This window comes from Snodgrassella sp. M0110, assembly GCF_016101465.1.
In the GTDB taxonomy this organism is placed as follows: Bacteria; Pseudomonadota; Gammaproteobacteria; order Burkholderiales; family Neisseriaceae; genus Snodgrassella; species Snodgrassella alvi.
On the sequence record NZ_JACFQM010000001.1, the window covers coordinates 36,716 to 57,792 of the forward strand.

General features: G+C 41.9%; 15 protein-coding genes and 2 pseudogenes. 15 read left to right on the forward strand and 2 right to left on the reverse strand.

Features of this window, described 5'->3' with window-relative positions; translation table 11 throughout:
* Positions 1–14 precede the first annotated feature (14 nt).
* The 9 genes and pseudogenes from H3T84_RS00140 to H3T84_RS00175 all read left to right on the forward strand — a co-directional run bounded on the left by H3T84_RS00140 (position 15) and on the right by H3T84_RS00175 (position 9,140).
* Entirely contained in the window at positions 15–1,172 is a 1,158-nt protein-coding gene (locus H3T84_RS00140) for a PLP-dependent aspartate aminotransferase family protein (RefSeq protein WP_198216958.1), read from the forward strand.
* Positions 1,173–1,192: 20 nt separating this feature from the next.
* A complete protein-coding gene (locus H3T84_RS00145; protein ID WP_037475008.1) occupies positions 1,193–1,975 on the forward strand; it encodes a J domain-containing protein in 783 nt (260 codons plus the stop codon).
* 47 nt (positions 1,976–2,022) lie between these two features.
* Positions 2,023–2,799, forward strand: a complete 777-nt coding sequence (locus H3T84_RS00150; protein WP_198216961.1) for a ferredoxin--NADP reductase — start codon at positions 2,023–2,025, stop codon at positions 2,797–2,799.
* Between the two features lie 107 nt (positions 2,800–2,906).
* Positions 2,907–3,323, forward strand: coding sequence for a DciA family protein (locus H3T84_RS00155; RefSeq protein WP_198216963.1), 417 nt, complete (start codon positions 2,907–2,909; stop codon positions 3,321–3,323).
* 188 nt (positions 3,324–3,511) lie between these two features.
* Positions 3,512–4,048 (forward strand): hypothetical protein, encoded by a 537-nt coding sequence (locus H3T84_RS00160; protein WP_198216965.1) that lies wholly within the window; start codon positions 3,512–3,514, stop codon positions 4,046–4,048.
* Between the two features lie 349 nt (positions 4,049–4,397).
* Positions 4,398–6,849 (forward strand): annotated as a pseudogene (secA, locus tag H3T84_RS00165) (preprotein translocase subunit SecA); the annotation flags it as partial.
* Positions 6,850–6,956: 107 nt separating this feature from the next.
* Positions 6,957–7,067: pseudogene (locus tag H3T84_RS12355) on the forward strand (SEC-C metal-binding domain-containing protein); the annotation flags it as partial.
* A 269-nt stretch (positions 7,068–7,336) separates the two neighbouring features.
* Positions 7,337–8,113 (forward strand): ferredoxin--NADP reductase, encoded by a 777-nt coding sequence (locus H3T84_RS00170; RefSeq protein WP_198216975.1) that lies wholly within the window; start codon positions 7,337–7,339, stop codon positions 8,111–8,113.
* A gap of 112 nt (positions 8,114–8,225) precedes the next feature.
* Positions 8,226–9,140 carry a lysine exporter LysO family protein gene (locus tag H3T84_RS00175; protein ID WP_198216977.1) on the forward strand — a complete coding sequence of 305 codons (915 nt, stop codon included), beginning with the start codon at positions 8,226–8,228 and terminating at the stop codon, positions 9,138–9,140.
* Positions 9,141–9,149: 9 nt separating this feature from the next.
* Here H3T84_RS00175 and H3T84_RS00180 read toward each other — a convergent pair whose 3' ends face one another.
* Positions 9,150–10,301, reverse strand: a complete 1,152-nt coding sequence (locus H3T84_RS00180; protein WP_198216979.1) for a hypothetical protein — start codon at positions 10,299–10,301, stop codon at positions 9,150–9,152.
* A 664-nt stretch (positions 10,302–10,965) separates the two neighbouring features.
* Between H3T84_RS00180 and H3T84_RS00185 the strand changes: the two genes are divergently transcribed.
* The 3 genes from H3T84_RS00185 (at position 10,966) to H3T84_RS00195 (ending at position 13,904) form a co-directional block, all read left to right on the forward strand.
* Entirely contained in the window at positions 10,966–12,234 is a 1,269-nt protein-coding gene (locus H3T84_RS00185; RefSeq protein ID WP_198216981.1) for an MFS transporter, read from the forward strand.
* Between the two features lie 22 nt (positions 12,235–12,256).
* Positions 12,257–13,081 (forward strand): amidohydrolase, encoded by an 825-nt coding sequence (locus tag H3T84_RS00190; RefSeq protein WP_198216983.1) that lies wholly within the window; start codon positions 12,257–12,259, stop codon positions 13,079–13,081.
* A gap of 274 nt (positions 13,082–13,355) precedes the next feature.
* Complete coding sequence (locus H3T84_RS00195; RefSeq protein ID WP_198216985.1) at positions 13,356–13,904, forward strand: hypothetical protein; 549 nt, start codon at positions 13,356–13,358, stop codon at positions 13,902–13,904.
* A 133-nt stretch (positions 13,905–14,037) separates the two neighbouring features.
* On the opposite strand, the gene H3T84_RS00200 is transcribed toward H3T84_RS00195, so the two are convergent.
* Entirely contained in the window at positions 14,038–15,453 is a 1,416-nt protein-coding gene (locus H3T84_RS00200) for a P-loop NTPase fold protein (protein WP_198216987.1), read from the reverse strand.
* 501 nt (positions 15,454–15,954) lie between these two features.
* Here H3T84_RS00200 and uvrB point away from each other — a divergent pair.
* The 3 genes from uvrB (at position 15,955) to mqo (ending at position 20,490) form a co-directional block, all read left to right on the forward strand.
* On the forward strand, positions 15,955–17,982 hold the full coding sequence (gene uvrB, locus H3T84_RS00205; RefSeq protein WP_198216989.1) for an excinuclease ABC subunit UvrB: 2,028 nt from the start codon (positions 15,955–15,957) through the stop codon (positions 17,980–17,982).
* 163 nt (positions 17,983–18,145) lie between these two features.
* The gene (locus H3T84_RS00210; RefSeq protein WP_198216996.1) at positions 18,146–18,586 is read left to right on the forward strand and encodes a hypothetical protein; all 441 of its coding nucleotides are present in this window, start codon (positions 18,146–18,148) and stop codon (positions 18,584–18,586) included.
* A 392-nt stretch (positions 18,587–18,978) separates the two neighbouring features.
* A complete protein-coding gene (gene mqo, locus H3T84_RS00215; RefSeq protein ID WP_198217004.1) occupies positions 18,979–20,490 on the forward strand; it encodes a malate dehydrogenase (quinone) in 1,512 nt (503 codons plus the stop codon).
* Positions 20,491–21,077 lie beyond the last annotated feature (587 nt).

A 21,077-nucleotide genomic window follows, 5' to 3' on the forward strand; every position in this document is an offset into this window, starting at 1 on the left:
CAACCGGAGAAAATATGAAATTTGCCACACAGACCATTCATTCCAGTTATCAGCCGGAAGAGCATAACCGTGCCCTAATGCCGCCTATTTATCAGAACAGCATGTTCGCCATGAATGAAATCGGCGAAAATATTCCGTTTCGTTATGCGCGTATTTCCAATCCGACACGGCAAGTACTTGAAGACACAGTCGCCGAGCTGGAAAATGGCTGTGCTGGTTTTGCCTATGGCAGTGGTATGGCCGGAATCGATGCTGTGTGGCGCACTTTTCTGCGGCCGGGTGATACCATTGTTGCGGTAGCTGATATTTATGGCGGAGCTTATGATTTATTAACTGAAGTATACGCCCAGTGGGGTGTTAATGTTATTTTTGCCGATCTTACCAATCCAGATAACCTTGACCGGATACTGGAGCAGACCAAAGTAAAAATGGTATGGCTGGAAACTCCGAGTAATCCGCTGCTGCGTCTGATAGATATCGCCGAACTGTCTGCTAAAGCCAAAGCTGCCGGTGCCATTGTCGGTATGGATAATACTTTTGCGACACCCTACGTACAGAATCCGCTGAATCTGGGTGTGGATATTGTTTTTCATTCCGCAACCAAATACCTGTGCGGACATTCAGATGTGCTGATGGGTATTGTTGTTGTAAAAGATCCTGCACATGCAAAATTATTACGTGCCTTGAGTATTAATACCGGCGGCGTGGCCGGTCCGATGGACTGCGCACTGGTATTACGCGGTATCAAAACACTGGTTGTGCGTATGGACCGGCATTTGTCCAATGCGGCTGAACTGGCCAGACGCTTGCAGCGGCATCCGGCAGTAGAAAAAGTATTTTATCCCGGTCTGGCGGAGCATGAACATCATGATATCGCCTGTAAACAGATGCAGCATGGTTTTGGCGGAGTGGTTTCCATTTATTTACATCAGAACAGTCGCGAAGCAGCCAATAGTGTGATAAAAAATCTGCGCATGATTCGGATGGCGGCCAGTCTTGGCGGAGTGGAAAGCCTGATTAATCACAGTGCCAGCCAGTCGCATAGCGGCATGAGTAAGGAAGTTAAAGAATCATTGGGCATACGTGAAGGTCTGCTGCGTATTTCAGCGGGTATTGAAGACATTGAAGATATCTGGAATGATATCAATCACGCACTCAATACCTTGATTTAACCTGTGTAAGTGAAGAATCCGTGCACAATTATTATGAAGTATTAAATGTTGCTCAAGGGGCATCTGACGAAGTTATTCGTGCAGCCTATCGGGCTTTGTCACAAAAATACCATCCGGATCGCAATCCGCATAATCCGCAGGCGCATCGGCTTATGGCCGAAATTAACAAAGCATATGCAGTATTGTCAGATCCTGAACAGCGCCATCATCATGATGTGTGGATTGCGCGTCAAAGCCTGCAGGCAAGGGTTTCGCCAGCCTTGCTGGCGCGCAGACAGACAACATTTGCGCCACCAGTCTTATTACCTAACCATCAGGAGAAAATAATTGATCTGCATGATCGCGGCCATGGCTGGCTGTGGATTGTGGGGATTGCTATCCTGATTGCTATGGGCGGAGTATGGTGGAAACTGGCTCATCCCACGGTTAATACTGTTAATGAGCACACCAGCAAATCAGTTACAACGGCCCCTAACGGGCAGTCTTTCCCGCTTAAAGCTGCTTATGTTTCCGGCTATCCAGTTTTGCGTCAGCGTGGCGATAACAATATTGTTGTACATGCCACCTCCTTGCAATCGCCGGTATTTGCCCAATTATATGAATTGCGTGCCGGTAAATTTACCGCTATACGCTCTTTTTATATTCCAGCGGGCGAAACCTTTACCCTGCATAAAATCGGCGATGGCAGTTTCAGCCTGCAATACCAGCGTATTACCGATGGTGAATGGGCTGTAAGTGATGGTATTGAAATCAGGAATACCGAAGCCAGCCGTAAATATCAGGATATTGATATCAGACTGTAATCATACTGTCACCGTTCAGCCGGTGGTACACACACAGGAATAACTGCATGCAGGCTGCCGCAGAAGCCAAGTTTACTGAAGAAGCCGTACTCTGGGTTAAACAGCATACCCCGAAACTGCTGACTTTTGCCATCACTCGGCCTGAAGCCTATCGCTTCAGTGCCGGTCAGTTTTCACGTCTGGGTTTTCGAGACGGCGCAGGTTTTATCTGGCGTGCCTATTCTGTTGTATCTGCCGAATATGCAGATACACTGGAATACTTTGTAGTATTGATTGAAGGTGGACCGATGAGCGCCCGGCTGGCACAATTGCAGGCGGGCGACTCTATACTGCTGGATAAAACTGCTTTTGGCTTTTTCCTGCCGGGACGGTTTACTGATGGCGAGCAACTGGTTATGCTCAGTACCGGTAGCGGCATTGCACCGTTTCTGTCTATGCTGCAACAGCCTGCTGTCTGGGAACGTTTCCGGCATATCGGGCTGGTCCATTCTGTTTCACATGCCAATGAACTGATTTTCAGCCAGCATATAAACGATTTAATCCATCACCCTCTGATTGGCGAATATACAGATCAACTGACTTACCAGCCGGTAGTTACCCGTGAACCAACTGCCGGAGTACTCGGTCAGCGTCTGCCGCAATTATTGCAGAATGGTACGCTGGCAGAAGGTCTGGGTTTGAATTTCAACCATGAACAAACCCGTTTTATGCTGTGTGGTAATCCGGCCATGGTCACCGATACTTTTCAGACCTTACTGGATATGGGCTATAGCATGCACCGTAACAGAGTACCGGGGCAGATTATTATGGAAAACGGCTTTTAATCACCGGATAAAATCAGCTTTTGATATAACAAGTATAAACTTAGCTATAACTTTTAAATTAAACCAAATATTCTGATGTCACCGGCAAATCAAGTTAATATGGTAGTATGAACCTGAATCATTTCGGCAAAAAAAATGCCCAGCTTAATCAATTATTGCAGCAGTCTGCACACTGGCAACGCCTGAGTAATTGTCTGAAGCAGGAGTTACCGGCGAATATGCGAACTCAGTTTAATGTTGCCTGTGTGCGCACCGGCTGTTTAGTGGTGATTGCACATAATAGTATGGCTGCTTCGCGTTTGCGTATGGTGTTGCCGGCATTATTGCCGCAACTGCGGCAGATTGATGCTTCAATTGAAACTGTAAAGGTTAAAGTACAGCCGGCAGAATCAAAACCCGAAGCAGTAAAGCATGCCAGTTTAAGCCCTGTGGCGCGTGATACGCTGGCACGTTCAGCACAGGCTTTAACACATCATCCGGAATTGGCGGCAGCACTGCGCCGTTTAAGTAAAAAAAACGATTAGAATAGGATTTTTGTAAAAATAAGTAAACCAATCATTTCTGATTATGAATCATATTAAGGTTTGGATGTACACATTGATTTTATTATGATTATATTTTAACTATAAATACTTTATTAGTTAGTACATTTTGTTTTGCAAAAATATCATTTAATCTAATTATTATATTTATTTATGATTAAGGTCAAAACATGAGAACACAAAATATACTTTTATGCGGTTATTTACTTATTTTCAATTTAGTTGGGGGGGTAGTAATTGCAAAAACTAATACAGTATTGAGCAATCAATTCAAGGCTGCGCTATTGTGCAAAGCCGAACCTATTGATGCACGTGATTCAGGTATAACTACACAGCTTAATAAACAAAAAATTACTGTAAAAAATCTCGAAAAAGACGGTCTTATTGATCTGGAATATCGCTTTACTAAACCGCTGCAGATTGAAAATACTTCTGTTTCTGTTGTTCGATATCTGGGCGATAGCGGTTCATATTTTTTTGCTATAGCCAAAGGCGATATGGCCAGATTTGCTAAATCTATTGGTGCCAAACCCGTACCGGTTCAGTTAAAAGAGACTCTTTCCTGGGGCGATAATATAAACCAGTACTATCAATATACAACTGACGTAACTACTGATAATCCCTATCCAGACACTATTCTTGTCGGACGAGACAAAACTTCGAAACTGGGTGAATTTTATTTTGGCTGCTTACGATTTGATTATTAATCATTTAAAAAAATCGTAACAATAACATAACCTTTACAGCTAAATTTAACCATTCTCGATATTCCTTAACCACATTATCATCTGCATTGCAGATGATATTTTTTTATAGACACTGCTGTATTAATCACAGCAGCAACAGCATCTTTTACCACAGACAGCACTTGGAAAAAACAGTTTTACCTTTATATTAACCACCATAAACAGCAACCTATAACTTTAAATCAGTTTCTGATGGCTCATAATTGACACACGCATGCAAACAGCCATACAGCAGTGTAGATGCTTGTGTTAAAATTCCCCATTTCACGCTTACTTTTTATTGCGCCTGCAGGTGCCGGACTGTTGATTTATGTTGAAAAACTTAGCTAAAAAAATTCTCGGAAGCCGCAACGACCGGCTTTTGAAACAATATCGTAAAGAAGTATCCAGAATCAATGCACTCGAACCACAAATTCAGGCATTAAGCGATACTGAGCTACAGGCTAAAACTGCTGAGTTCAAACAACGTCTGGCTGATGGAGAAAAACTCGACAGCCTGCTAGTAGAAGCTTTTGCCGTATGCCGTGAGGCCAGTCTGCGTGTACTGGGTATGCGGCACTTTGATGTGCAGCTTATCGGCGGTATGGTGTTGCATTACGGCAAAATTGCCGAAATGCGTACCGGCGAAGGGAAAACACTGGTCGCCACGACAGCCGTTTATCTGAATGCTCTTGCCGGCAAGGGTGTACATGTAGTTACCGTGAATGATTATCTGGCTGCACGTGATGCCGGAATCATGCGCCCGCTGTATGAATTTCTGGGCATGTCGGTTGGCATCATTATCAGTAATATGGATCATGCTGATAAAAAAGCCGCTTATCTGGCTGATATTACTTACGGTACCAATAATGAATACGGCTTCGATTATTTACGCGACAATATGGTAAGTGATCTGAGCGAAAAAGTGCAGCGTGATCTGTCATTTGCAGTAGTTGATGAAGTAGACTCCATTCTGATTGACGAAGCCCGTACACCATTAATTATTTCCGGTCAGGCCGACGACAACGTTACGCTTTATCAGGTAATGAATCAGATTCCACCACAGCTGATTGCCCAGAAAAGCGAAGAAGGTGCGGGCGATTACTGGGTGGATGAAAAAGCCCGGCAGGTAGTGCTCAGCGATCAGGGGCATGAGCATGCCGAGCAGATTCTTACCAAAATGGGATTACTGCAGGAAGGCGATTCCCTGTATTCCACCACCAATATTATGCTGATGCATCATCTGATGGCTGCGCTGCGTGCTTATACACTCTACCAGCGCGACCAGCATTATGTTGTTCAGGATGGTGAAGTAGTCATCGTCGACGAATTTACCGGCCGCCTGATGGCTGGCCGGCGCTGGTCTGATGGTCTGCATCAGGCTGTTGAAGCCAAAGAAGGCGTGGAAATCAACAAGGAAAACCAGACACTGGCTTCCATTACTTTCCAGAATTTCTTCCGCCTGTACGACAAACTGGCCGGTATGACCGGTACAGCCGATACAGAAGCATTCGAATTCCAGAGTATTTACGGTCTGGAAACTGTTATTATTCCGACAAACCGACCAATGGTACGTAAAGATCTGAACGACCAGATATACCGTTCTATTGAAGAAAAATATGAAGCTGTCGTTGCTGATATCAAAGAGCGCCATGGCAAAGGTCAGCCAATCCTTGTTGGTACCACCAGCATTGAAAATTCTGAGCTGATATCTGGTTTACTGAATATAGAACACTTGCCGCACAATGTTCTCAATGCCAAAGAACATGCGCGTGAAGCAGATATTATTGCTCAGGCAGGCCGCCCCGGCATGATTACCGTTGCCACTAATATGGCCGGTCGTGGTACAGATATTGTGCTCGGTGGCAATATCAAACCGCAGATAGATGCCATTAATGCCGACGACAGTCTCACCGAAGCAGCAAAAAAAAGCGAAATCGACAAATTACAGCAGCAATGGCAGATTGACCATGATGCTGTAATCGCTGCCGGTGGTTTACACATTATCGGTACCGAACGCCATGAAAGCCGCCGTATCGACAATCAGCTGCGCGGCCGTGCCGGTCGTCAGGGGGATGCCGGTTCCAGCCGCTTTTATCTGTCGTTTGAAGATCCGTTATTGCGTCTGTTTGCACTTGACCGTGCAACAGCGATTCTTAATCGTCTGGCTCCTGAACGCGGTGTGGCCATCGAGGCCGGAATGCTCAACCGTCAGATTGAAGGAGCACAGCGCAAAGTCGAAAACCGTAACTTCGACATGCGTAAACAGGTACTTGAATACGATGACGTAGCCAACGACCAGCGTAAGGTTATTTATCATCAGCGTGCTGATATCCTTGCCAGTAACGACATTGACGGACTGATGCAGGAAATGCGCCATGATGCTATCGTTGATACTGTAGACAGCTTTATTCCGCCCAATAGCATGGAAGAGCAGTGGGATATTTCCGGTCTAGAAAACAAACTGGCTGCTGATTACAATATAGATGTTTCCATCAGCGACTGGTTTAAAGAAGACAATAGTCTCGATAATGAAAGCATATGCGAACGTTTGCTGGATATTGTTGAAAAAGATTATGCTCATAAAGTTGAGCTGGTTGGCATCGATACCATGCGTAAATTTGAGCGCGACATCATGCTGCAAATTATTGACAGCCGCTGGCGCGAACATCTGGCCGATATGGATTACCTGCGTCAGGGGATTCATCTGCGCGGCTATGCCCAGAAAAATCCGAAACAGGAATACAAACGCGAAGCATTCGAAATGTTTCAGGCCATGTGGAGCAATATACGCCATACCGTTGCTTCAATGCTGATTTCAGTGCGTTTTCAAACGGTCTCCGAAGAAGAGCAGCACGAAGTATTTGCTGCTGACAACGTGGCGGAAGATGAAGATTTCAGCCCCGAAGCTCTGGAAGCACGCGGTCTTATCGTACGCCGCAATGATCCGTGTCCTTGCGGCAGCGGTCTGAAATACAAACTGTGCCATGGTCGTCTGTAAGTGCAAATAAATCCGGATTAACTTCAACAGGTTGCTATGCATATAGCAACCTGTTGATATATTTACTGCTGTTTAGATAAAACTGCCTGGAACAGAGTATTTTTATTAAAGTGAATACTCTAAAACCCATTGAACAGCACATCAAATTGTCTTAAAATTCACATCTTACGTCAGCGGTCAGAACATAAAATGTCCCTGAATGGCAACAGAAAGCTGGCGTGTTTTCGGTTTACGCTAATAATACCGCTTTCCTTAACCATGGATAATTAATGGCAGCCTATAACACACAAAAAGTATTGTCTGTACACCACTGGACAGACGCATATTTCACATTTACCTGCACACGGGACGAATCATTACGTTTTCAGAATGGTCAGTTTGTGATGATTGGTCTGATGGTAGACGGTAAACCCCTGATGAGAGCCTACAGTATTGCCAGTGCCAATTGGGAAGAAGAGCTGGCTTTTTTCAGTATTAAAGTACAGGATGGTCCGTTAACCAGCCGCTTACAGCATCTGAAACCGGGTGACGAAGTACTGGTGAGTAAAAAGCCTACCGGTACCCTGATTGTCGGTGATCTCAACCCTGGCAAACATCTGTATCTGCTGTCTACCGGTACTGGTCTGGCACCATTTCTCAGCGTAACCAAAGACCCGGACATCTATGAACAGTTTGAAAAAATCATTCTGATTCACGGCGTGCGCTATAAAAAAGATTTGGCCTATTATGATCATTTCACTACAGAGTTACCCAATCATGAATATCTGGGTGAATTAGTACGTGAAAAACTGATTTACTATCCGGTGGTTTCTCGGGAAGATTTTATCCACCACGGGCGCCTGACTGATTTAATGAAATCGGGTAAACTGTTTACCGACATTGGCTTGCCGCTGATTAATCCTGCTGACGACCGGGCGATGATTTGCGGCAGCCCCGAAATGCTCAGAGACAGCTGTGAAACACTTAACAGTTTTGGTTTGACTATTTCCCCGAAAATGGGGCAGCGTGGTGACTACGTTATCGAACGCGCTTTCGTTGACCAGTAAAACCTGAACGGGTATTTCACAGGCAGCCATTGTCACACAATGTGCTGCCTGTTTTATACCTGCCTGTAGCTAAATCGTTTATTATCCTTAATTCTGCCGTACACAATTATCCATGCAACATTTAATCTCCCTGCTAATCATCCTGATTCCCTTGTTTATCGGATTTTGCATACCCACGCCGGCACGGGTTGTAAACTGGCTGAATTACGGGCTGGCATGGCTGGTATATCTGATTTTATTTCTAATAGGATTATCACTGGCGCAAGAGCCCAATCTGGGCGCACAACTGGCTAATATCAGTTTAACTGTAGCGGTATTATTCGTCTGCCTGATTGCAGCCAATCTTCTGATATTTATCTGGTTTGATCGCCGTTATCCGTGGCGGCTGAACAGGCAGCAGCAAACAGGTCTGTCCGGCAATACCAGTATTATGGGCAGTCTCAAGCAGGTTGGCTGTTTGCTTGCCGGGCTAATCGCCGGCAATTATCTCTCTTTTGACTGGCTGGGTAGCCCGCTGGCTGCTGTTAATAAAGCGCTGATAATTTTACTTTTACTGGTGGGCATGCAGTTGCGCAGCAGCGGCATTACCCTGCATCAGGTATTTCTCAATCGCCGCGGCATTATCTGTGCCGGATTATTCACACTGGCCAGCCTGCTTGGCGGTTTGCTATTTGCTTTGATTATGGATGTGTCTGTAAGTAAAGGGCTGGCACTCAGCAGTGGTTATGGCTGGTATTCACTTTCCAGCATTATCATGAGTCAGGCTTACGGGGCTGTCTGGGGCAGTATTGCCATGTTTAATGATCTGGCACGCGAATTCTTTGCGCTTATTTTTATTCCCGTACTGATGCGTCGTTATCCTACTACAGCCGTCAGCGTAGGTGGTGCAACCAGTCTGGATTTTACTTTGCCGGTAATACAATCCTCGGGCGGCATTACTGCAGTACCGGTGGCAATCAGCTTTGGTTTTATTGTTAATATTACTTCGCCAGTATTGATGGTGTTTTTTTCATCACTAAAGTTTTAACAGATAATATTAATTATGACAATTATTCCCTAAATATCCTTCACAAAATCGGCATCCAAAAACATAACTATTTTCTTCATCTAATGTATCTTTACCCGTAAATGAGTGATTACAGTATTGGCATTTAGAAATACCTGATGCAAAAGCAAAGCAGTTTAAACAAAAATAATAATCTTTTTCTAATTCGACACAAGAACCTTCTTTTTCACAGTACCCACAACTTACCCATTCTTGGTCTAAATTATCAGAATCAGTAGCATATATAGTTTTTTGATTATTGGCTAAATAGGTATGAATATCATCAGCTACAATTTCATCATCACATTTCGTGCAAATTAGTGTGTTTAATTCTTGGGGTTCTAATTTTATTGAGGATGGAATTTTTAAGAGTATATCTGTTTTACAATTATGACAATTATATTTAATTTGTAATTGCATTGTTTCACATACTTTACAGGTAAATTCTGTAATTAATTTATGGTATATATTTGTTTTAACTGATGACTTAAAGCTGCAAACATTACATGTTTCTTTAGTCTCATAACTTTTTAATTCATCCTGTAAGTTGTCATATTTAATTTGCAGATATGGTTTGTGCTCTAATAGCATTTTTGTAACAATTGTAAGTTCACTATCGAAATCCTTAAAGAATTTTTTCCATTGATTTTGTAATAATTTATCTAAGCAATAAAGAGCTTTATATCGGTTTATGATAATCCTATCTTTGTCTTCATTTTGAGTATCTTCTGAAAAAAAATGAATAATATTATTTCTAAGGTCTTTTAATTCTTCAAAAACTTCATGATTAATTAAATATAAACTATCTTTATCATATTTTTGAAGAATTTTTTTAGCTTTGTCAGAATTAATAGAAATAAATTCTTTGTTAATAAAATTTTCTATCGTTGCATTTTTTTGCTCTTTAAAAATTAGTTTCCAGTCAATTTTAATTATTCGAGCTTTGAGAAAAAGTTCAAAAGCAGAGCACAAGCAAATAATAGAAACCTTCAAATCATTTTCAAAATAATTAACTGATTTTTCTAAAAAATCTATTGAATTATGCACTAATAATTTAAAATGCTCATTTACTAGTTGTTGTTCCTCAGTGTTAAGTGATTCAGTTGTTTTGTCTGAATCAGTTTTAATTTGTTTAATATCCATTTAAATATGATTTCTTTTAAAATGCCAACAATTTTATAAGTATATATAATATTGTAAAGAATATATTTACATATATCATTAAATTTTTTTCAAAATATAGTTTTTATAATTATTGTTTACACAAATAATATAAACTTAATTATTTCCGGCAATTAGATTTATTAAATACCTAATATAATAGTTTTTAATTCTAAAAAATATATATTTTTTAGAATAATATTATACTTAAATTCAATATACTCAAAATTTATTGTTAAAAAAACAATAATTGAAAAAAGTCTGCACAAAATAGGTTATATTTATTAGAATTAATATAATTTATTAATTAATAACATTTATAAGCAATAAAGGTCTGTAGATTTGTTCGAAATCAAAACTTTATTGTATATATTTGTAGTTAAACAAAAAATAGTTTAATTTTTAGTTGTATAGGATAGGATATGTAATTTATATATATCTTAATATTAATTAACTAATGATTTTTGAAGAGGTCGGTAACCAACTTATCATCTGTTTAATCTGATTAGAAAGTAAATAGTATTTTTTTATTGATCTGAGCTATTAAAAGCAAATTAAAAATATAAAGTTTCAAAAAACAAATTTAATTTGCTGCAACTTTAAAAAAATACATATTCTCAAAAATAGACAAAGAAAGAGAAACTTTATGTTTACGTGGTACCGGGCAGTATCAGGGAATGAAAGAAAAACTTTTTGGGCATGCTTTAGTGGCTGGGCACTTGATGCTTTGGAAACTCAGATGTTCGGCCTGGTGATTCCGTCATTACTCGTTTATTTTGCCATAGACAAAGGGCAAGCCGGTTTATTCAGTAGTGCCACGCTGGTAACATCTGCACTGGGTGGTTGGTTTGCCGGAGCTCTTTCAGACCGGTACGGACGTGTTAAAACATTGCAAATCATGATTATATGGTTTGCAATTTTTACATTTCTGGCAGCATTTGTTACCGATTATTATTGGTTGTTGGCACTGAAAGCTTTACAGGGATTTGGTATTGGCGGTGAATGGGCAGCCGGAGCTGTACTGATGGCAGAAACCATTTCCAGCCAGTATCGCGGCAAAGTGATGGCAACAGTACAAAGTGCATGGGCAGTGGGATGGGGATTAGCTGTTATACTGTTTTCCATTGTATTCAGTCTGGCTCCGGAAACTTTCGCCTGGCGCATTATGTTTGCGGTTGGTTTACTGCCGGCATTACTGATTTTCTATGTACGCCGGCATGTACAGGAGCCGGTAAAACAAACTGCCATAGTTCCGAAAAACGAAAACAGCATGCCTATTACCGAAGCACTGTTCGGCATTTTTTCTCCTTCACTGATTCGTACTACTTTACTAGGCGGTTTACTGGGTTTGGGCGCACATGGCGGTTATCATGCAATTATGTCGTGGCTGCCTACCTATCTGAAAGCAGAACGCCACCTTTCTGTACTCAATTCCAGTGCCTATCTGGCAGTAATCATCGTTGCCTTCTGGTGTGGCTGTATGGCCAGTTCAGTTTTACTCGACAAAATCGGCAGGCGTTTTAATGTTGCCTGCTTTGCTATCTGCTGTGTGATTACTGTACGTATTTATCTGTTTGTCCCCTTAACCAATACCCAGATGCTGTTTCTGGGTTTTCCGCTGGGATTCTTTGCTGCCGGCATCCCCTCCAGTCTTGGGGCATTATTTAATGAATTGTATCCGCAGAAATACAGAGGTGCAGGAGTAGGCTTCTGTTATAACTTCGGCCGTATTCTTTCCTCTGTATTTCCGTTTCTGGTCGGGCATATGAGCGCATCAATGTCGCTGGGTTCAGCCATCGGTATTGATGCCAGCTGGGCTTACTCAATAGTAGTTGTTAGCGTATTGCTGTTACCGGAAACCAAAGGGCGTGACTTAAGCGAAATAGATCAGGAAGGTCATATACCTGATAAATAGCAGATTGAGAAAGAGAAATAATATGAATCAACAGCCGATAGGTATCATTGATAGCCATGCTCATGTATTTACCCTGGATTTGCCGATGGTAGCCGGCCGTCGCTATACACCGGCACAAAATGCGCCGCTCGCTGATTATCTGGCGCATTTGGATGCTCATGGCTGCACACATGGCGTATTGATTCAGCCCAGTTTTCTGGGTTATGACAACAGCTTTATGCTCCAGGCTATTGCACAGACTAAACCCCGTCTCAGAGGCGTTGCCTGTGTTGAGCCCTCTATCACAATGCCCGAACTTGAAGCCCTGGATAAAGGCGGTATTGTCGGTATACGCCTGAATATTATTGATGGTGTCCAGCCGGATTTACAAACCGATTCATGGCAAAATCTGCTTGATAAAGTGAAAGAGCTTAACTGGCATGTAGAAGTGCATTGCCGCAGTAATAAACTCAGTGACATGATTGCAACACTGCTCAAACAAGATGTGAAAGTGGTGATTGATCATTTCGGCCGGCCTTCGGATTGTCAGCCTGCCCGCGATTATGGTTTTCAGCAGTTACTCGAGTGGGGGCGTAGCGGAATGATATGGTGCAAACTGTCGGGAGCATACCGGATTAGTGCTGCCGCAGCAGAAGGTCACAAATTCTTTGCTTCTGCCATCCCTTTATTAGTAGAAAATCTGGGTAGCCACCGGCTGATGTGGGGCAGTGACTGGCCGCATACTCAATTTGAACAGCAGATTACCCCTGATTATCTGTCTACGCAGCTGAATATGCTGTTGCAGGATAAACAGTTGACACACAATATACTCTGGGATACACCAGCAAAGCTATTCAGATTTATCTAAAAAGTGCTGATTCGACTAACTGAAATCACTTAGGAAATTAATCAGCTCAGTATGCGAAGAAAAAGACTTTGGCAGACAAAAAATATAAAACTTATTTACCATACACACTATATCTTTAAATATCAATAATTCATTGATATTTTTATTGTGAAGTTATCATGGATTAAGAGAAACAGAATTTAAGTTTTATTGTCTGCAGTCTGCATGGGAGCTCTGGCTATATCTGATTTGATATATAAAGTTAAAGCAATATCTGATTAATCAGGAAAACCGTATGAACAAACTGCTGCTTACCTCTGTCTTATTGTTTTGTATATCCGCCGGTGCCGCTGCCAAAGAATACAATTATGAAACCAGCGATGTGAATGATCTGCCGCCGCAGTGCATTACATTAAAAGCTTTTGTATCCACAGCCAATAATCAGTATGACATGGCCTACAAAGGGCAGAAATCTTTATCTGCTGCCGATAATGTTGTTTCCACCGAAATCAGAGCGGCGTTTCTGAAAGGGACGCCGGAAGAATATCTGAATAATGGCATGCTGCAATATTATAATCTGATAAAAAGAAACGGCCTTGAAAAGGAAATTGCAAAGAACCGGATTTATAATCTGACTGGTTTTATGTCACGTGAGGATTTAATCGATATCGCTAAAAAAATCAAAAATCAGGCCTTAAGCGGTAAACTGGACAGTAAACAGTTCAGACTGAATGATGAAACAGTGATTAATGCCTGTCTTAAAAAGGCAGCTAAACCGCCGGCAGGCAGTGGTGCAGATTATTTCAAAGCCATTGATTATTCTAAACGTACGCCGAAAAAATAAATACTCAACCGCCTGTATGGCGGTTTTTTTATTCAAATTTTATTTTTGCCAGCAGTTTTCAATATTTCTGGATATTAATTCTTTATTCCTAAACGGAAAATAAAAAAATGTAGATAAGTACCTATCCGGAAAATTAATTAAATTTGAATAAATTAGAAAATTCAATGGCTTTTTTTATGTTAAACAATTGTGATAAACCTATATGGGGATTTCCATAATTAACTCCAATTGTCTCAAGTCTATTTTTTTTATTTTCATCAAAATGAAATTTGTTAACATATTGTTCAATAATTTCTTGTGATGAAGTTGAACGAGATAGAAACGATTTCGAGATTTCTAAAAGTAAGTATTCTGTTATTTCTAAGTAATAATTAAAATCTTCATTATTTGGAGTGCAATGAGAACGAATATTTTCTAATGTATTTGAAATAAAATTAGTATCATTTTTGTTATCCAGACTTTTATATAAATCTGGAAATTTTAATTTTAATATAATTAAAAAAATGATTGTAAGAACTGTCCAATGGCCTAAATGAGCATTACTTTCCGTTCTAATAACAACATTGAAAATATTAAAAAAAGCTTCTTGTTCTCTTAAGCTTAATTTGTATTTGTGAACAATGTCTACTAAAAAATCTCTAGTTGATAAACGATAAAGTCCTTTTTTTTGGAAATAATTTTCAAGTGAAAATTTATTCATTAAGTGAATAATATATGGTGCATCTGATGATAGCGGAAGCAGATAATCAAAATCAATAAACCGGCGCAGATAGCCGTTAACATCCAGCCCTTGACCGTACACGGCTCTGATAGAATGGCTAAGCTGAGTTTTATCCGTTGCCAGTACAAAAATAATATTATTCACATTAAATAAATGTTTGGCTTTTTCTAGTACTTCAATCGCAAAATTAGGGCGGCAGCGATCCAGTTCATCAATAAAAATTACCAACGGCTTTTGTTCCTCGCCATTGGCACAAATTGTTGCCAGTTTACTTAATTCTTCTTTAAAGTTTTTCAGAGTACTATGTGAGGCTTCATATTTATTAATCTGTTCTTTCACCAGAGATTCACTTAATGCACCTAAGGTTTTGGCTAGTTCATCAGCATTGGTTAAACCAACTGAAACAGTTTTAACGAGTAGATTAGACAAAGCTGGTACACAAACTTTAATAAGATTGGCTCCATGTTCATAGATAGACTCAAATGCTTCATCGACTTTAGATTTATCCAGCTGCTTTAATTTCTTTATGGATAAACTAATTTCCCCAATCAGCGCAATTAAGGCATCGTCAGTATAATCACTTTCCCATGCGTTAAAATAAATAGTAGTTATATTCCGTTTCTTCAGATACTGCTGCCACATTTTGATAAAGGTGGTTTTACCTTGTCCCCAGCCACCATCAATACACAGTACAATAGACTGTTCAAAGCTGGTAATAAATTGAGTCAGAACGGTGATATTCTCCTCTCTGCCCAGTACATCGTTTTTAAATGGATTATCGGCATCAATTTCGATCGGTTGGCATTTGCTCAGACTAAGTTTACCCATAATATTTTTTCCCCTGTATAGCAATATTCTGCCGGTACTCACCGGTTATTCTGGTTGGTGTAATCAATGATTTGATTATAATATTTCTGAATGGCTGTAATACAGAAATCAATCCGGAAAAGCGCATAAAAATATCCCTGTTAGCGGGTTTTACAACATAGCCAGACATGGCGCAGTATGATTACACCAACTATCTCTTGCCTGCTGTCGGCTAACGCAAAACCACCGGCCGGCAGGGCAGGCTCGGCATAATATGCATAATTGGCTGCTGTGGAATATTAACTTTCTGATTAAATCACTGATTTGTTAGAAAACCCCTATAAAAAGTAAAGTCTGGCAGCAGCCGGTATTTCAGCAGGCAGAAGTGATATAAAGCATTATGTTCAAACTTGCTTTTTACCTGTAATGGCCTTATTTGTAAGCCAAAACCGCTGCCGGTGGTTTTGGCTGTTTCAGCCGTGATTTTTTTGCTGAGTTGAATTTTATTTAGGTTACAAACTTATGGATGTTATTCAGTATCCGGGTAGTGTGTTTAAACTGCACCAGCCATTTCCGCCTGCCGGTGATCAGCCGGCTGCAATCAAAGGATTGCTGGAGGGGCTGGAAGACGGTTTGTCCGGCCAGACCCTGCTCGGGGTTACCGGTTCCGGTAAAACATTCACCATGGCCAATGTGATTGCGCAAAGTGGCCGGCCGGCAATTATCATGGCGCATAACAAAACGCTTGCCGCCCAGTTGTATGCGGAAATGCGTGAGTTTTTTCCGGAAAACGCAGTCGAGTATTTTGTTTCCTATTATGATTACTATCAGCCGGAAGCCTATGTGCCTAGCCGTGACCTGTTTATTGAAAAAGATTCGGCCATTAACGAGCATATCGAGCAGATGCGTCTGAGTGCCACCAAAAGCCTGATGCAGCGTCAGGATGTGGTGATTGTGGCAACTGTATCGGCCATTTATGGTATTGGTGACCCTAATGAATATCACCAGATGATTCTGCACCTGAAAGAAGGACAGAAAATCGACCAGCGCGATATCATCGCGCGTCTGGTAGCTATGCAGTATGAGCGTGGTGATATCGACTTTGCCCGCGGTTCTTTCCGCGTCCGCGGTGATGTGATTGATATTTTTCCCGCGGAAAGCTCTGAGCTGGCTCTGCGTGTCAGCCTGTTTGACGACGAAGTAGACCGTATGCAGCTGTTTGACCCGATATCCGGCAGTCTGCAACAGCGGGTAGGGCGCTATACTGTATTCCCGTCCAGCCACTATGTTACCCCGCGCGAAACTGTATTGCGGGCATGCGAAAACATCAAACAGGAGCTGGGCGACCGGATTAAATGGTTTACCCATGGAGGAAGACTGGTAGAAGCGCAGCGCATTGAACAGCGCACCCGCTTTGATCTGGAAATGCTCTATGAAATGGGCTTTTGCAAAGGTATTGAAAACTACTCGCGCCACTTTTCCGGCAAACCAGAAGGAGAGCCGCCGCCTACATTAATGGATTATCTGCCCAAAAATGCGCTGATGTTTATTGATGAAAGCCATGTGACCGTCAGCCAGATTGGCGGTATGTACAAGGGCGATGCTTCACGTAAGCAGAATCTGGTGGATTATGGATTTCGCCTGCCGTCTGCGCGGGATAACCGGCCGTTAAAATTCCATGAATTTGAGCGGGTAATGCCGCAAACCATATTTGTGTCGGCTACACCGGCGAAATATGAAGAAGAACATGCCGGTCAGGTAGTCGAGCAGGTGGTGCGCCCCACCGGTCTGGTGGATCCGGAAATCATTATCCGTCCTGTGGCCACACAGGTAGACGACTTACTCTCGGAAATCAATATCCGCCGTGAGCTGGGAGAGCGGGTGCTGGTCACTACGCTGACCAAACGCATGGCCGAACAGCTTACCGATTACTACGCCGAGCTGGGTGTAAAGGTGCGCTATCTGCACAGTGACATTGATACCGTCGAACGGGTAGAAATCATTCGTGACCTGCGTCTGGGATTGTTTGATGTACTGGTAGGCATTAACCTGCTGCGTGAAGGGCTGGATATTCCCGAAGTTTCACTGGTGGCAATTCTGGATGCGGATAAAGAAGGTTTTCTGCGCAGTCACCGCAGCCTGATTCAGACCATAGGCCGCGCTGCACGCAATGTTAACGGTAAAGCTATTCTGTATGCCGATAAAATTACCGATTCCATGAAAGCCGCCATAGATGAAACTGAGCGCCGCCGTGCCCGCCAGATATCTTTTAATGCAGAACACGGTATCGTGCCGCAGCAAATTAAAAAACAGGTACGCGACCTGATAGATGGCGTTTACCACGATGAAAACGGCAGCAAAGGGCGAGGTCGCAGCAAACTCAAAGTCGGAGAAATCCGTAACGAAGATGATGCTGTTAAAGAAATCGCCAAGCTGGAAAAAGCCATGCAGGCTGCTGCACGTGATTTACAGTTTGAAGAGGCAGCACAGATTCGGGACAAAATCCGTGCGATTAAAGAAAATCTGTTATTTGGTGCCAGCGAAGCTTAATCACTGGCTTTTTCTGCGCCGGCTGCGGTAAAGTATCTAGTATCATGCCGGAGTAGTCAGAAATACTTAACAACCAGACAGCATACCTGTATGCGGCATTGTCAGGTACACTGAATAACACAGCCGGATCCTGTCAGCCGGCCGGTCAGAACGGGACAGTATCATGCAGCACAAGCAGATCCATACCCACCATCCATCAGCTTTGGCCAGACTGCCCGCACTTATGCTGCAAACGCTAAGCAGTGTAATCATTACCGCTTTATTCTGTACTATATTATTTTACTGGCGCGCCAATAGTGAACTGCCCTTGATGCAGACCAGCTTACTTAATTCTAATGATATTAAGCTTATTCTTGTACTTATCTGTGGCTGTATGCTTTTTGCGTTAATCCCTTCACTATTGGCGGCCGTATTCTGCTCTTGTTTTGTCCGGCGTTTGCCGCGTTTTCTGCTCAGTGCCGCCGCCGCCATTATTGCCTTTTCAGTTGCACTCCTGCAAAACTGGCTATTTAGCTGGCCGCTGGATTGGATACCAATACTGTTTAATGCACTGGCCGTCACCATTAGTGCTTTGTGTGTTAACCGTTTGCAACAGCTGGCATAGAAAAATCAGCCATAACCGCAGCGGTTATGGTCGGCATAGCTATAATACCCTCGTTGCTTATTTGTAAAAATTTGTATTGAAAAATGAAAAATTAATTTAAAACAATAAAGATATAATCATTTGCTGTTACTATAAAATAGCATTGTCATGCTAATGAAAAACAATTTGCTTAATAAACAATAAAATAGTTAATAAAAAGCCATAGAGTCTGATACATACTGTATTTTGCTATTGCTGCCTGTTAGTAAAAGTGCTTAAATTAACTACTTGTTATTGTCAATGATTTAAGTCAAAAACAAATAAATCACTCCAATATTGATTACTTCGTGTGCGAACTTCCAGATAAACATTTAATCAAAGTAGCCTGAAGAGAAGAGAAAAGAGTTTGCGTTATGAAAAACACCAATAGCGATAGCTCAGCAGACGTAGTATTAATCGGCGCCGGTATAATGAGCGCGACACTGGGAACCTTTCTTAAGGGGTTACAGCCAGACTGGCAGATTAATATCTACGAACGTCTCGCTGGTGTGGCTACAGAAAGCTCAGATGCATGGAATAATGCCGGTACCGGCCATTCAGCCCTGTGCGAACTCAACTACACCCCTGAGCTGAAAGACGGCACAATCGAAGTATCCAAAGCAATTAAAATTATCGAACAGTTTGAATTGTCCAAACAATTCTGGGCATCACTTGTCGATGCCGGTATGATTGCCAATCCCAGTGAATTTATCCGCAGTGTGCCGCATATGAGCCTTGTACGTGGTGAAACTGATGTTGCTTTTCTGCGTAAACGTTTTGCTGCCTTGCAGCAATACCGTCTGTTTCAGGATATGGTTTATACCGAAGATAAAGAGCAGATTAGCCAGTGGGTGCCATTAATGATGCAGGGGCGCGATAACAGCGAGCCGGTAGCCGTTACCTGGTCGGATCTGGGTACTGATGTCAATTACGGCGCCTTAAGCCGCATTCTGATTAATAACCTCACCAGTCACGGCTGCCAACTGCATCTGCAGCACGAAATTATCGACTTGAAACAGCAGAATGGCCGCTGGCACCTGAAAATCAAAGATTTAACTAATCAAACCTGCCAACAAGTATCTGCCCGCTTTGTATTTATCGGCGCCGGTGGCGGCTCTCTCAGACTGCTGCAGAAAAGCCAGATTGAGGCTAGCAAAGGCTACGGCGGTTTTCCCGTATCCGGTCAGTGGTTGGTGTGTAAAAATCCCGAAATTGTCAGACAGCATAATGCCAAAGTATATGGCAAAGCATCAGTCGGCGCCCCGCCAATGAGTGTGCCGCATCTTGATAAACGGGTTATCAATGGTGAAGAAGCATTGCTTTTCGGCCCTTTTGCCGGTTTTACCACCAAATTTCTTAAATGCGGCTCATTTAAAGATCTTTTTCAGACACTGAATTTTGCCAATATTCGCCCCATGCTCACCGTCGGCGTGCATAACTTTGCTCTTGAGCATTACCTGATACAGCAGGTACGGTTAAGCTTTGCCGACCGCATGCAGGAATTACGTACCTTTTATCCTGAAGCCCGTGATGAAGACTGGCAGCTGGCCGTTGCCGGCAATCGTGTACAGGTAATCAAAAAAGATCCGCAAAAAGGTGGCGTGCTGCAGTTTGGTACTGAGTTGGTGAAATCTACCGATGGTACACTGGCAGCCCTGTTAGGCGCATCTCCGGGTGCTTCTACTTCCGTATCCATTATGCTTGAATTACTCGAACACTGCTTTGCGGATAAAGTCAGCAATGAATGGGCGCAAAAACTGCACGAATGGATACCGGGTTATGGTCAGAAACTGGAACAAAACCCGGATCTGGTACAGCGTATTCGCGATTGGACGATTAAATCGCTGAATTTACATACTCCGCAACAACAAATTATAAACAGCTGAATAAACCCGGACTAACAACATTTATTATCTCTAAACCTTCTAACCAGATTCTTGCCGAATTTGGTTTTTTTATGCTTGCTGATTATTTACTTAATTTCTGATTTCAACATTTATACTGTTTAATAATCAATATGTTATTATTTTGTTGTCGTTACTATCCAACACAATGTGTTTTAAAACTATTACCAAAGCTTAAAATATAAATAATGCTTGCTCTGAGGAGTAATTTTATTTAGTATAATTTTAAAGAAAAGAACATAGACATACAAAATATATAATTATAACTAATATTTATAACTATATAACGCAGTAATAAACGCCACTGTATTTTAAAAAATGCAGTGGCGTTGTTTTTGTATCAGGCCACTTGCAACAGGTATGATTTATACGGTTAGATAAAATTTTTTCTTGATAGCAGGACAGAGCCTGCATTCACTGTCATTCCGGCATCTTGAGCAATATTCATTTATGATAATACCGCTTAATCCATCGAATATAAGACGCTGGTTTTCCCGTGTATCACTATCAGACACAGCAGTAATTTTATTTACTAAACAATAGCAGCATATCCGTGCTTATCACTAAAA

Coding starts and splice junctions, on each gene's coding strand:
- uvrB (WP_198216989.1), top strand. CDS start 15,955: ATGGATGTTATTCAGTATCCGGGTAGTGTGTTTAAACTGCACCAGCCA.
- H3T84_RS00190 (WP_198216983.1), top strand. CDS start 12,257: ATGAATCAACAGCCGATAGGTATCATTGATAGCCATGCTCATGTATTT.
- H3T84_RS00155 (WP_198216963.1), top strand. CDS start 2,907: ATGAACCTGAATCATTTCGGCAAAAAAAATGCCCAGCTTAATCAATTA.
- H3T84_RS00170 (WP_198216975.1), top strand. CDS start 7,337: ATGGCAGCCTATAACACACAAAAAGTATTGTCTGTACACCACTGGACA.
- H3T84_RS00200 (WP_198216987.1), bottom strand. CDS start 15,453: ATGGGTAAACTTAGTCTGAGCAAATGCCAACCGATCGAAATTGATGCC.
- H3T84_RS00160 (WP_198216965.1), top strand. CDS start 3,512: ATGAGAACACAAAATATACTTTTATGCGGTTATTTACTTATTTTCAAT.
- H3T84_RS00175 (WP_198216977.1), top strand. CDS start 8,226: ATGCAACATTTAATCTCCCTGCTAATCATCCTGATTCCCTTGTTTATC.
- H3T84_RS00185 (WP_198216981.1), top strand. CDS start 10,966: ATGTTTACGTGGTACCGGGCAGTATCAGGGAATGAAAGAAAAACTTTT.
- H3T84_RS00210 (WP_198216996.1), top strand. CDS start 18,146: ATGCAGCACAAGCAGATCCATACCCACCATCCATCAGCTTTGGCCAGA.
- H3T84_RS00140 (WP_198216958.1), top strand. CDS start 15: ATGAAATTTGCCACACAGACCATTCATTCCAGTTATCAGCCGGAAGAG.
- H3T84_RS00195 (WP_198216985.1), top strand. CDS start 13,356: ATGAACAAACTGCTGCTTACCTCTGTCTTATTGTTTTGTATATCCGCC.
- H3T84_RS00180 (WP_198216979.1), bottom strand. CDS start 10,301: ATGGATATTAAACAAATTAAAACTGATTCAGACAAAACAACTGAATCA.
- mqo (WP_198217004.1), top strand. CDS start 18,979: ATGAAAAACACCAATAGCGATAGCTCAGCAGACGTAGTATTAATCGGC.
- H3T84_RS00150 (WP_198216961.1), top strand. CDS start 2,023: ATGCAGGCTGCCGCAGAAGCCAAGTTTACTGAAGAAGCCGTACTCTGG.